The following is a 12,913-nucleotide window of genomic DNA, read 5'->3' on the forward strand; positions in this document are numbered from 1 at the left end:
ATTCCAAGGCAAAAGAATGATTGGCGGCGGACGTTTGGAAGTGCGCAATGCTCTTTACTATGCTGCATTACCGGCAATACGCTTCGATCCTCTGCTACGCGACTTCTACAAACGCCTGACTGAAAACAGAAAACCCGGCAAGGTTGCTATCATTGCCGTCGTCAGAAAAATGGTCACCATCCTCAATGCGAGAATGCGTGACCATTATGCTTTAATACTTGACGGCTAATACCGCTGCTTTTTTGTTGGGTGGGACGGAAGGATGATCAGAACCGTTTGAGCAGGCGGTCGATATATTCCTGTTCGATCTGCGGGCGTTCGGGGTCGCCGGAACGACGACGCAGTTCCTGCAAGATGCGCCAGGCGCGCTCAAGGGTGTTTACATCCGGGATGATGGTGGTGCCATTGCCACCGACCGGGCGGCCGAGCGGGTCCCGACGGCCCGATCCTTCGAGGTCTTCGAGCATCGGTGCCATCTGGCTTAAACCTTCCAGCGCACGGCTGATTTCACCGATGCCCTGTTGCAGGGCGTCCATGGCCTGACGTTGGTACTGCAAAGCTTCGTGCGAGCGATTGTGTTCTAGCGCATCGGCCGCCCCGCGCATGGCATCAATCACCGAATTCATGCCGCTGACATCGCCGAATTGGCCGAGGCCGGGGTTCTCGAGGATTTCACCGGCATCATCGGCAAGGCCCTGTTGCTGGCTGGCGCGCGGGCCGTTGCCGTTCTGGGTGGAGGCATTGTCGCCATCATTCATCAGGTCCTGCTGACGGCGTGACAGATCGCGCATGCCATCAAGCATCTCGCGGAGCGTCGAGGTGATATCCATGCCGCCTTCGCCCGTGGTGACCTGCATGTTTTCGACCAGTTCACGCAGACGGTCGATCAGCTGGCGGGCCTGATCCCGGGCACCGGCGCGCATCAGGGCATCGATCTGATCAATGATGCGTGACAGGTCCTGTTGTTCAAGGGTTGCGCTGCCGGCAGGTGGTTGTTCCTCGGTCGTGTCCGGGCTTTCGCGCATCAGGGCCGCGAGATATTCGTTCAGTGCTTGCCGGTATTCATCAATCAGTTGGGCGATTTCGCTTTCGGTGATGTCGGGGTTGGCGAGTGCCTCAAGCAGGCGTTCCTCGGCCTCCATCAGGTTGCGCTCGGCAATGCCGTAGCTGCCGCGCTCGATCTCCTCCGCCACATGCCACAGAAGCCCTGCGACATCCTGATGGGTGTCACGGTTATGCAGGTTGGCCGCAAGACGGTTTTCCGCGACAGACAAGGTCAGGAAGACTCCGAGATGGCCGTTAAACGCCTGCGGGGCAAACAGGATCGGCAGCAAGGCATTGTGCATTTCAAGGGCACGGTCGGGATAGCGCAGCAGACCGCGGCGGATATCGATCAGCTTTTGCGCCACCGGATGGCTGAATTCCCGTTCGGGCAGCATCAGGGAACGGATATCGCTTTCGCCAACCTGATCGGCGTTGTCGCGCGAGACCATCTGAATATTGACCGGAAGGCCGGCCCAGGGATGGGCGACCAGATCGATGAAGCGCGGGCCGTCGATACGGGTTGGCATGGCGCCGGCGCCAGTAGCGCCACCAGCATCGCCCTTAAGGTCAATGACGACCTGATCAATCGGGCCGTATTGCTTGATGGTGCCGTCTTCGACGGCCGGGGTGATGACAAGCTCGAGACTGGAAAGGCCGTAATCGTCACTGGCGACGTAATCCAGGCGGACGTGATCGCGTCTGGTGACGGTGGGCGGGCTGACAAAGGACAGGCTGGGCGCATTATCGGCCAGAAGTTCGATATTCAGTGTCAGGCGATCATTGCCCCAGACCGAGATGCGCCACTGGCCGGGCTGATCGATGGCGGTCGAAAGCACATAGCTGTTTTCACCGCTTTCGGTGAAGGCCTGCTTGCCGCGCGGTGTGGTCAGGGTCGGTTCCCAGATGCTTGAGATACTGCCATCGAGGGTCGAGCCCGCCGGGACCTGTACCGACATCACGTCACCGGTGGCATCCGATGCAGCGTCGGTGTTGCTACCTCCTGTCCGTTTGCCGGTGTCATCCGAGAGGTAGGTGAATTGCAGGATGCGCGGGATCTGGCCGGTATAAGCCGGTGGGGTGACCCAAAGGGTGGCGGTGAAGTCGGCAGCCCCAAGACGCTGAAGCGGGCTGAAGGCCTTTGAAAAGCGTTCCGCGACATGATCGCTGCCGGTCATCAGGCCGACAAACAGCAGCAGGATCGGAATGGCGGTCAGGCCAAAGCGATCAACGCGGGTAATCGCGGGTAGCGGGCGTGAGAGTCGGAGCTTTTTCAGGGCGGCTTCATGCAGGCCAAGCTGGCGCTGCCAAAGAAGGCTGGTCAGCGGGTCGTCGGTTTCGGGGATGTGATCTTCAAGGCTTTGCAGCGGATTGTTATCAAGATGGTTGTCGATCTCGATCCGGTGCAGGACATCGCGCCGGGTCGGCATTTTGAAATTGCGCCATGGGGCAACCACCGAAACCATGACCGCCACCGACAGGATCGAGAGCAACATGATATGCCCGGTGGCAGGCAGAATTTCGAACGCGCCGGTCAATGTCAGGCCAACCACCAGAAGTCCGATCGACAGGGACGGGATCAGGCAGGGCCAGACAGATTCCCACACCATCACCATGCGCGTCTTGCGCACATGACGTTCCATTTTTGGATAGGGTGGTATCAACGACATGGGTCTGGTGGTCCCTGCTTGCCGACAGTGCGCGCATTATCGCGTGTATTCTAGCACAACCCGCATCTTTAGAGTTTGGGGTTTTGCCGTGACGGGTCAAGCAGTTCGCAGGATGGACGCAAAATAAAAGGGCGGCTGGCACATGGCCAACCGCCCCAAAATCAAATGCAGATCAGAAAGAACGCGTGGATTAGGCGTTGCTAAGCCATGAGGGCACCTGATCCATGTTGATCAGGTCGTCAATTTCCTGACGCGGGCGCACGATGGCGAAGTTGTTGCCCTTGACCAGAACTTCCGGCGTCAGTGCGCGGGTGTTGTAGGTCGAAGACATCACAGCACCATAGGCACCGGCTGACATCACAGCGACCAGATCACCGGCCTTGAGGTCATCGGGAAGATCGCGGTCCTTGCCGAACGTATCACCGGTTTCACATACCGGCCCGACCACATCGACCTTGACCTGTTTGTCGTCTTCACCCTGTTCATCTACCGGGATGATTTCGTGATAGGCGCTATAAAGCGTCGGGCGGATCAGGTCGTTCATCGCGGCATCGAGAATGACAAAGCGTTTGGCTTCGCCTTCCTTGATATACATGACGCGCGAAACCATGATCCCGGCATTGCCGGCAATCAGACGGCCCGGCTCAAGCGTGATGTGGCAACCTAGATGGCCAACAGTTTCACGCACCATCTGACCATAGGCATCGGGAAGCGGCGGTGTTTCGCCCTGATAGGCAATGCCAAGGCCGCCACCGAGATCGAGATTGCGGATATCGATGCCCTCGGAGCGGAGCTGTTCCACCAGACCAGCCAAGCGCGTGAAGGCCTCGCGGAAGGGGGCAAGGTCGGTCAGCTGGGAGCCGATATGCATGGCGATCCCGGTGACTTCAATGCCGTCCATGGCGGCTGCATCACGGTAGACCTCAATCGCGCGGGTCCAGTCGATGCCGAATTTGTTTTCGGCCTTGCCGGTCGCGATCTTTTCATGGGTTTTGGCATCAACATGCGGGTTAACGCGCAATGCGATGCGCGCCTTTTTGCCCATGTCGATGGCAACGTTGTTGAGCTCAACCAGTTCGGGAATGCTTTCGACATTGATCTGGGCAATGCCGGCCTCAAGAGCTTCGCGCATTTCCGCATCGGCCTTGCCAACGCCCGAAAAGATGATCTTTGCCGGATCCATGCCGGCACGCAGGGCACGGCGCATTTCACCAACCGAAACAACGTCTGCACCCGCGCCAAGATTGGCGAGCGTTTTCAGAACCGCCTGGTTCGAGTTTGCCTTGACCGCAAAGCAGATGGTGGCATCAAGGCCTTCGAATGCGGCGGCATAGACATTGTAATGGCGTTCAAGGGTCGCGGTCGAATAGCAGAAGAACGGGGTACCGACCTTGTCGGCCATTTCCCGGATCGCGACACCTTCGGCGTAAAGTTCGCCGTTGATATATTCAAAATGGTTCATTGGGTCGGGTAATCCCTTGGATATTCCTGTCCGGCATCGGTCGGCGGTTCGAGCGGGCCTTTTTTGCCGCAAGCCGCAACCGACAGTCCCAGCATGATGGCCAACGTGACCACGGTGCCGCGTTTCAAGAGGCTGTTGTTCATTTCAGAAACCTTTCCTTTGCGGCCGCAACGGATTCCTTCACCCGTACCGGAGCGGTGCCACCAAAGCTTTGGCGGGCGGCAACCGATGCCTCGACAGTGAGGACGTCATAAACCGCATTGGTGATCTTGGGTTCGATCCCCTGCAGATCTTCAAGCGACAGCTGATCAAGATCGCAGCCCTTGGTTTCGGCAAGCTTGACGGTCGCACCGACAACGTGGTGGGCATCGCGGAACGGCATGCCAAGTTCGGCAACCAGCCAGTCGGCAAGGTCAGTTGCGGTGGTGTAACCGGCACCGGCAGCAGCGCGCATGTTATCGGCAAAGACTTTCATGTCGGCGATCATGCCGGTCATGGCGGCAACACACAGACCAAGATGGTCATGGGCCTGGAAGACCGGTTCCTTGTCTTCCTGCATGTCCTTGGAATAGGCCAGCGGCAGGCCCTTCATCGACAGCATCAAGCCGTTATAGCAGCCAACGATACGCCCGATCTTGGAGCGGATCAGCTCAGCCGCATCCGGGTTGCGTTTCTGCGGCATGATCGAAGAGCCGGTCGAGAATTTGTCGGACATGCCGATAAAGCGGAACTGGGCCGAGCACCAAATAACCATTTCTTCGGCCAGACGCGACAGATGCATGGCGGCAATCGATGCGGCATTGAGGTATTCAAGCGCAAAGTCACGATCCGACACCGCATCAAGCGAGTTCGCCGTCGGGCGATCAAAGCCAAGCGCACTTGCCGTCATGTGACGGTCAATCGGATAGGGCGTACCGGCAAGGGCAGCCGAGCCCAGCGGGTTTTCATTGATGCGCGTGCGGCAATCGGCAACGCGGCCACGATCCCGGCCAAACATTTCGACATAAGCCAGAAGATGATGGCCAAAGGTGACCGGCTGGGCGGCCTGCAGGTGGGTGAAGCCCGGCATAATGGTTTCAGCGTGGGTTTCAGCTTGCTCAATCAAAGCTTCCTGAAGGCCTTTGAGGCCGACTTCAAGATCGCCAAGTGCGACATCACGGACCCAGAGTTTGAAGTCGGTCGCGACCTGATCATTGCGCGAACGTGCGGTATGCAGACGACCGGCCGCCGGGCCGATCAGTTCGCGCAGGCGGCTTTCAACGTTCATGTGGATGTCTTCAAGGGCGGCGGAGAATTTGAACTCGCCGCTCTCGATTTCTTGAAGAATCTGGTCTAGACCGTTGGTTATCTTTTCGCCATCTTCTGCAGGAATGATGTTCTGCTTGACCAGCATGGCGCAGTGGGCCTTCGAGCCCTGAATATCCTGGGCGTAGAGGCGTTTGTCAAAGCCGATGGAAGCGTTGATTTCTTCCATGATGGCTGACGGGCCTGCTTCAAAGCGGCCGCCCCAAAGGGAGTTTGCGTTTTTCTGGTCAGTGGCGTTTTGGTCGGTCATCGTGATCCGCAGTCTTGGAAAGGTGGGTGTTGTGAAAGCATTGCTTCGTTACGTAAAACTTGGCGTGATTGTCGCCATCTCGGGCATTTATGCAACCCCTGCCTTTGCTGATACGCAATTCCCGCAAGAACTTTCAAAGATGGTCATGCCATCGGACGGGGGTTCTTTGCCCGAAGATCTGGCGTTTGTCGATGAAAATGGCAATGAGGTCGCCTTTAACAGCCTGAAAGGACAGGTTGTTCTGGTCAATCTGTGGGCGACCTGGTGTGTGCCATGCGTCAAGGAAATGCCCGATCTTGATCGTCTGGCCGTTGAGATGGCCGACAAGCCGTTCCGGGTTCTGGCGCTTAGTCAGGACCGTGGCGGGGCGGATGCCGTCAAAGAATTCTTTGAAACCAATGGAATCGAGAACCTTGATGTGGTGCTTGATCCGCGCGGGGCGATTGCACGCCAGATGGGCGCGCGCGGTCTTCCGACCAGTTTCCTTTATGACGCCAAGGGTGATTTGCGCGGCAAGCTTGAAGGCATTGCGCGCTGGGACGCACCGGAAGTCATTTCCTATTTCAATCAGTTGATTGATCAGACGTCCTGAGCCATCACAGTGCTGCTTGGTTAAGCCGCGCGGCCTTCGAGCAGGTTCAAAACATCTTCAAGCAGCGGTGCGGCATCAGCCGCGCCATTGCTTGTGGTGGCAAGTGCACCGGTCGCACAGGCAAAGCGCACAGCATCACCAAGCGGCTGACCACCATGCAACGCCACAGCCAGCCCGGCATTAAAGCAATCCCCGGCCCCGACCGTATCAATCGTATTGACCTTAAAGCCCGGCACCATCCCGGTTTCACCATGTGATGAATAGAATGCCCCGGCCCCACCCATTTTGATGATGACGGTTTCTGGGCCCATTTCATGGAGCTTGAGGCTGGCGGCACGTGCGGTGGCCGCATCGACCGGATCGATCCCGGTTAGGGCCAGACATTCGCTTTGGTTCGGGGTGACGATATGGGTAAGGGCCAGCAGATCGCGCATGACCACCAGATCGGCGACCGGGGCCGGATCAAGCATGACCTTTGCCTTGCCCTCGCGGGCATATTTGATGGCGCAATCAATCGCCACCACTGGACATTCCAGCTGCAGCAGCAGATAGTCACAGTCGCGCAGGTAATCCTGCTTTTCATGCAAATCAGACCGGGTCATGGTCATGTTGGCCCCGCCAACGACCGTGATCATGTTTTCGCCCGCCTCATCAATCGAAATTAGGGCGATGCCGGTCTGGGCTTCGTCGGCGACGATCAGATGGGTGGTATCAAGCCCCTCGGCCGCGAGCGTTTCAATCAGCTGATTGCCAAGCATGTCATCGCCGATCTTGGAGATGAAGACGGGATCAACACCAAGCCGTGCAACTGCAAGCGCCTGATTGCAGCCCTTGCCGCCCGGGCCGGTTTTATAGGCTTGGGAGGATACCGTTTGTCCCTGCACTGGAAGCTTTGCCACACGGGCGGCGAAATCAAAGTTCGAGCTTCCAACTACTACAATCGTCATATCTGTCCGTGCTTATGAATTAATGCCATCAGATTAATGTTGGCACCCGGGCGGGGGTTTAAAAGGCGTGTCTGGCAAAATTCGACCAGATCGAAGAACTTTCTTTAAAAACGGGTGTTTAGCCTATTCTTTGGATGGGGGATATCTGCCCTGGTTCGGGGTGAATTCGTCAGACAAAGCAGCATAAATCCGCTGGAATTTGGCAAAGCGTGGCTGATAGGCGTCATGACGCGACATGTCAGGTTCAACGACTTCTTCGATCACGGGTTTGACGCAGACATCTGTGACCGGTTTGTTGGTGAGCGCCAGACGGGCAAGGCGGGCCGCGCCGAATGCCGGGCCCTTGGTCGCCCCTTCATAACGTGCAAGCGGTTTGCCAAGGATATCGGCGATCATTTGAATCCAGTAGCGGCTGCGTGCGCCCCCGCCAATGACGCCCGGCAGATCACAATAGGTTCCAGCCGCATTCAGGCGCGATTTGGCGTCGCTGAGTGCAAAGCCGACGCCCTCGAGCACGGCCTGCACCATGGCTTCGCGATCGGTGTCACTGCCTAGGCCAAAGAAAACGCCACGGGCATAGGGATTGTTATGCGGGGTGCGCTCCCCGTTCAGGTAGGGCAGGAACAGAATATCAGATGGTGCCTTGTGCTGTGCCTCGACCCGGTTGAGCAGGTCGGTGATGTCGGCTTCACCCAGAAGGTCGGCCGCCCATTTCAGGCAGCTTGCGCCATTGAGTAGCACCGCCATCTGGAACCAGTGGTTCGGAATGGCGTGGGCAAAGCTGTGCAGCAGTTCTTCGGGTTTCGGCCGGTATTTGTCCGAAGCGACGAAAATCTGCGAAGATGTACCAAGCGAGATGAAGCCATCACCATGGGCAACCGCGCCGACCCCGATGCCACCGGTTGCTGCATCACCGCCGCCGCCGGCAATGATAACACCATCGGCCATGCCCCAACGGTCCGCCAGATTGGCGTGCAGGGTGCCGGTGATATCAGATCCCTCGACCAGTCCGGGGAGTTGATCGGGGGTCAGGCCGCAGGCGGCAATCGCACTTTCATTCCAGCTGCGGCTTTGTTCATCAAGCCACAGGGTGCCAGCGGCATCCGACATTTCCGTGACCTTGTCGCCCGACAGGCAAAAGCGGATGTAGTCCTTGGGCAGCAGGATGGTTTTGATTTTGGCAAAAACATCGGGTTCGTGTTTTTGCAGCCAGATCAGTTTGGGGGCGGTCATGCCCGACATGGTGGCAACCCCGGCGCGCTCGCCAAGATCGGGAAGGGCTGCATCAAGTTCGGCGCATTCGCGCATCGCACGGCCATCATTCCACAGGATGGCGGGACGCAGCGGTTTGTCATCAGCACCCAGCAAGGTGGCACCATGCATCTGCCCTGACAGGCCGATGGCACGGGTTGCGGCAATGGCGGACGGATTCTGGCGGTGCAGTTCATCAATTGCACGCGTGGTCGCATCCCACCAATCTTCGGGGTTCTGTTCGCTCCAGAACGGTTGGGGGCTGGAAACGCGCAAGGGAACATCGGCCTCGGCCAGGGTTACCGAGTTATCGTCGATCAACAATGCCTTGACTGCCGACGTGCCGACATCAATTCCGAGATACATGTTCGGACGGCCTCCAGAAACCGTTTTGATTTGTCCCGACATCATGATTGTGCGGGTTAGAGCAACGACTATTCGAGATGCTTGGGCCGTGGATTGCAACAAAAAAAGCCGCTGCGGGGCAGCGGCTTTGATGTCTTGAAGCCAATGACGACCTGCGATCCCTTAGCGGGTCGGGGTCGGTTCGTCACCGCTATAGTCATAGAAGCCACGGCCAGCCTTGCGGCCCAGCCATCCGGCTTCGACATATTTGACCAGAAGCGGGCACGGGCGATACTTGGTATCGGCCAGACCATCATGCAGAACGTGCATGATCGACAGGCAGGTATCGAGACCAATAAAGTCTGCCAGCTGCAGCGGACCCATCGGATGGTTCGCACCCAGACGCATCGCGGTATCAATGGACTCGACGTTCCCCACACCTTCGTAAAGGGTGTAGATCGCCTCGTTGATCATCGGAAGCAGGATGCGGTTGACGATAAAGGCCGGGAAGTCTTCGGCGCTTGCCGTGTCCTTGCCGAGCTTTTTGGTCAGCTCATGAATGGTGCGATAGGTGGTTTCGTCGGTGGCGATACCACGGATCAGTTCGACCAGCTTCATCAGCGGCACCGGGTTCATGAAGTGCATGCCCATGAACTTTGCCGGACGGTCGGTATAGGACGCCAGACGGGTGACCGAGATTGATGACGTGTTGGTCGCGATGATCGCTTCCGGGCCAAGCACCGGGCACAGAGCCTTGAAGATCTGTTTTTTGATCTCTTCATTCTCGGTGGCTGCTTCGATCACCAGATCGCAGTCGGACAGGAAGGAATATTCCGTTCCGGTTGAGATCAGCTTCAGCGCAGAATCTTTTTGCGCTGCAGTAATGATCTCTTTTTTGACCTGCCGGTCCATGTTCTTTTCCATCACGACGATGGCCTTGTCGAGGGCCTCTTGCGAGATGTCGAGAATTCGGACGTCGTAGCCGGCAAGGGCTATCACATGTGCAATGCCATTGCCCATCTGACCGGCGCCGATTACGCCAATGGTTTTGATATCTTCTAGCGAAGCCATTTGTTCCCCACTCGTCCCCAAGGGTCAAAACAAGAGTATGCGTTGCTTTGACCCTAAAGGGGATCAGATTATTTGTCGAGTTCGCTCGCCAGAGCGGGAAGGGCCTCGAACAGGTCACCGACAAGTCCGTAATCCGCTACCGAGAAGATCGGCGCTTCTTCGTCCTTGTTGATCGCGACAATGACCTTACTGTCCTTCATGCCGGCAAGGTGCTGAATAGCACCCGAAATGCCTACAGCAATGTATAGCTGCGGTGCAACAACTTTGCCGGTCTGACCGACCTGCCAGTCGTTCGGGGCATAGCCCGCATCAACCGCAGCGCGAGAAGCGCCGATGGCAGCGCCGAGTTTGTCGGCAATCGGCTCGATCAGGTGGAAGTTTTCACCCGAACCCATGCCACGACCGCCAGAAATAACGATGCTTGCAGCGGTGAGTTCCGGACGTTCCGACTCGGTCAGTTCCTGACCAACGAAGGACGACTTGCCCGCATCTGCTGCGACAGAGACGTCTTCGATGGGAGCAGAACCGCCTTCGCCTGCGACCGGATCAAAGCCGGTGGTCCGGACAGTGATCAGTTTCAGGCTGTCGGATGACTGCACGGTTGCCATGGCGTTACCGGCATAGATCGGACGGACAAAGGTATCCGCATCAACCACGTCGGTGATGTCGGAAATCTGTGCGACGTCTTTCTTGGCAGCAACGCGCGGCATGAAGTTTTTGCCCGACGAAGAAGCCGGAACAAGAATGTGGCTGTAGTCGCCAGCCAGTTCGATCACAAGACCTGCCAGGTTTTCGGCCAGGAAGTGACCGTAGGCAGCATTGTCTGCGAGGAGAACCTTGGAGACACCTTCGACCTTGGCAGCAGCGTCAGCAACGGCCTTGCAGCCTTCGCCCGCGACCAGAACGGTGATGTCGCCACCGATTTTCTGAGCAGCAGCAACGGTATTAAGCGTGCCACCCTTCAGTTCGGTATTGTCGTGTTCGGCAATAACAAGAATGCTCATTTGATTGATCCCCGCTTAGATTACTTTTGCTTCGTTGCGGAGCTTGTCGACAAGCTCTGCGACGTCGGCAACTTTGACACCTGCCTGACGGGCTTCCGGTTCGGAAACTTTCAGGGTTTTCAGGCGCGGCGCGGTATCAACACCAAGGTCGGCCGGGCTCAGGGTATCGAGCGGCTTTTTCTTGGCTTTCATGATGTTGGGCAGCGACGCGTAGCGCGGCTCATTGAGGCGCAGGTCGGTGGTAACGATTGCCGGAAGATCAATCTTGATGGTCTCAAGACCGCCATCGATTTCACGCGTGACATCAAGTTTGCCGTCAGCAACGACAACCTTGGACGCGAAGGTGCCCTGTGGCCAATCCAGCAATGCAGCCAGCATCTGGCCGGTCTGGTTGGCATCATCGTCAATTGCCTGTTTGCCGAGGATCACGAGATCCGGGCTTTCCTTGGCAACGACTTCTTTTAAGAGCTTTGCAACAGCGAGCGGCTGAAGTTCGTCTTCGGTTTCGACCAGAATGCCGCGATCGGCACCCATGGCAAGGGCGGTGCGCAGGGTCTCCTGGCACTGTTTAACGCCGAGCGAGACAGCAACCACTTCGGTGGCAGTGCCTGCTTCCTTGAGGCGGATGGCCTCTTCAACGGCGATTTCGTCAAACGGGTTCATGGACATCTTAACGTTGTTCAACTCAACGCCAGACTGGTCCTGTTTGACACGGATCTTGACGTTGTAATCCACAACGCGCTTAACGGCGACAAGAACCTTCATGACAGACCTGTTCGTTTTTGTTGTCGAAACTGCGGGCTTTGCTCCCTGCCAAGGCAGTTTGCTTTGGCCCGCATGGTAATGTTTTCCCCGCGACGCACAATAGGTAGTGCTACGCAGGTTGTCAATTTACGTAAAGGTGTTGACGTTAACGACAACTTCTTCACGGAAATCTTGATGCCCTTCGCCGTCTTGATACGGCAAAAATCCGCAAGGGAACAAGGATTTTGTCCAATAATCTTGTTATCAAGCCAGATTATCGGGTCAGTCCGGGCTGCCAGAGAACATCATCCCTGCCGCCGTTATTGGCATGGCGGGCAAGAACAAACATGTGATCTGACAGGCGATTGATATAGCGAACGGCTTCCGGGTTGATGGTTTCAAGCCCGGCCAGCTCGACAATCAGGCGTTCGGCACGGCGCGAAACCGTGCGCGCCACATGCAGCTGTGCCGAAAGGGCACTGCCGCCCGGAAGAACGAATGATTTCAGCGGATCGAGGTTGGCATTGATCTGATCGATCTCGGTCTCGAGCCGCTCGGTCTGAGTGGCGGTAATGCGAAGGGCCGGTTGTTCGGGATTATCGTCGCTGCCGTCGCCCGGGGTGCAAAGATCAGCACCCAGATCAAAAAGATCGTTCTGGATTCGCGCGAGCATGGCGTCGACCTCGCCATCCGCATGCAGGCGGGCGACACCGATCACGGCATTGGTTTCGTCAACGGTGCCATAGGCATCCACGCGCACGGAATTTTTCGGAACGCGGGTGCCATTGCCAAGGGCGGTTTTGCCCTTGTCACCGGATTTTGTGTAGATACGAGTCAGTTGAACCATGTGCCGTCTGTAATCCTGGATTATCTGGTTGGGTTTTCTAGGAGCCGACCGCCATCAGCGACAGAATGAAAAGCAGCAACAGGGCCAGGCCCTGAAGCAGAACGCGCATTTGCATCAGTTTGTTCTGTTTGCGCGCATCCTTGCCGCGCGCCATGGAAACGATGCCCATGATCAGAACCCCGGCGACAGCTGCCATCGCAAGCAAAACACCAATCTGTAAAAAACCAGCCATTCCTGTTTCTTCCCTGTTTCTGCCTGCAGACTTATGCCGTTTTTGCGGCTGCGCAATGGTGGTAATGCACCACCGATGATCCCTAATTGCCAGCCGATTGACCTGTCAGGCGGCGACATGCTGCGCCAAACGGACGCAACAGGCAACCAGAC

12 protein-coding genes and 1 pseudogene are annotated in these 12,913 nt (G+C 57.1%); 2 read left to right on the forward strand and 11 right to left on the reverse strand.

The window, feature by feature from the left end; all coding sequences use genetic code 11:
* Positions 1–229 (forward strand): annotated as a pseudogene (locus UF64_RS20500) (IS110 family transposase); the annotation flags it as partial.
* Positions 230–266: 37 nt separating this feature from the next.
* Here UF64_RS20500 and UF64_RS05525 read toward each other — a convergent pair.
* From UF64_RS05525 to argH, 4 genes are all read right to left on the reverse strand, one after another.
* The gene (locus UF64_RS05525; protein ID WP_044827641.1) at positions 267–2,711 is read right to left on the reverse strand and encodes a DUF4175 domain-containing protein; all 2,445 of its coding nucleotides are present in this window, start codon (positions 2,709–2,711) and stop codon (positions 267–269) included.
* A 190-nt stretch (positions 2,712–2,901) separates the two neighbouring features.
* Positions 2,902–4,173, reverse strand: coding sequence for a diaminopimelate decarboxylase (gene lysA / locus UF64_RS05530; protein WP_044827642.1), 1,272 nt, complete (start codon positions 4,171–4,173; stop codon positions 2,902–2,904).
* A complete protein-coding gene (locus tag UF64_RS20505) occupies positions 4,170–4,316 on the reverse strand; it encodes a lipoprotein (protein ID WP_161794596.1) in 147 nt (48 codons plus the stop codon). The genes lysA and UF64_RS20505 overlap by 4 nt, the downstream gene beginning before the upstream one ends.
* Positions 4,313–5,728 (reverse strand): argininosuccinate lyase, encoded by a 1,416-nt coding sequence (argH, locus tag UF64_RS05535; protein WP_044827643.1) that lies wholly within the window; start codon positions 5,726–5,728, stop codon positions 4,313–4,315. Before argH ends, UF64_RS20505 begins: the two co-directional genes overlap by 4 nt.
* Before the next feature lie 31 nt (positions 5,729–5,759).
* Between argH and UF64_RS05540 the strand changes: the two genes are divergently transcribed.
* A complete protein-coding gene (locus tag UF64_RS05540) occupies positions 5,760–6,320 on the forward strand; it encodes a TlpA disulfide reductase family protein (protein WP_044828172.1) in 561 nt (186 codons plus the stop codon).
* Positions 6,321–6,340: 20 nt separating this feature from the next.
* Here UF64_RS05540 and rbsK read toward each other — a convergent pair whose 3' ends face one another.
* The 7 genes from rbsK to UF64_RS05575 all read right to left on the reverse strand — a co-directional run bounded on the left by rbsK (position 6,341) and on the right by UF64_RS05575 (position 12,761).
* A complete protein-coding gene (gene rbsK, locus UF64_RS05545; protein ID WP_044827644.1) occupies positions 6,341–7,267 on the reverse strand; it encodes a ribokinase in 927 nt (308 codons plus the stop codon).
* A gap of 123 nt (positions 7,268–7,390) precedes the next feature.
* Positions 7,391–8,884, reverse strand: coding sequence for a xylulokinase (gene xylB, locus UF64_RS05550; RefSeq protein ID WP_044828173.1), 1,494 nt, complete (start codon positions 8,882–8,884; stop codon positions 7,391–7,393).
* Between the two features lie 162 nt (positions 8,885–9,046).
* Positions 9,047–9,934 carry a 3-hydroxybutyryl-CoA dehydrogenase gene (locus UF64_RS05555; protein WP_044827645.1) on the reverse strand — a complete coding sequence of 296 codons (888 nt, stop codon included), beginning with the start codon at positions 9,932–9,934 and terminating at the stop codon, positions 9,047–9,049.
* Positions 9,935–10,002: 68 nt separating this feature from the next.
* The gene (locus UF64_RS05560; protein ID WP_044827646.1) at positions 10,003–10,938 is read right to left on the reverse strand and encodes an electron transfer flavoprotein subunit alpha/FixB family protein; all 936 of its coding nucleotides are present in this window, start codon (positions 10,936–10,938) and stop codon (positions 10,003–10,005) included.
* Between the two features lie 15 nt (positions 10,939–10,953).
* On the reverse strand, positions 10,954–11,703 hold the full coding sequence (locus tag UF64_RS05565; protein WP_008889166.1) for an electron transfer flavoprotein subunit beta/FixA family protein: 750 nt from the start codon (positions 11,701–11,703) through the stop codon (positions 10,954–10,956).
* Positions 11,704–11,956: 253 nt separating this feature from the next.
* The gene (locus UF64_RS05570) at positions 11,957–12,529 is read right to left on the reverse strand and encodes a cob(I)yrinic acid a,c-diamide adenosyltransferase (protein WP_044827647.1); all 573 of its coding nucleotides are present in this window, start codon (positions 12,527–12,529) and stop codon (positions 11,957–11,959) included.
* A 37-nt stretch (positions 12,530–12,566) separates the two neighbouring features.
* Entirely contained in the window at positions 12,567–12,761 is a 195-nt protein-coding gene (locus tag UF64_RS05575) for a twin transmembrane helix small protein (protein WP_008889168.1), read from the reverse strand.
* Positions 12,762–12,913 lie beyond the last annotated feature (152 nt).

It is taken from the genome of Thalassospira sp. HJ, from assembly GCF_000948415.1.
Classification (GTDB): Bacteria; Pseudomonadota; Alphaproteobacteria; order Rhodospirillales; family Thalassospiraceae; genus Thalassospira.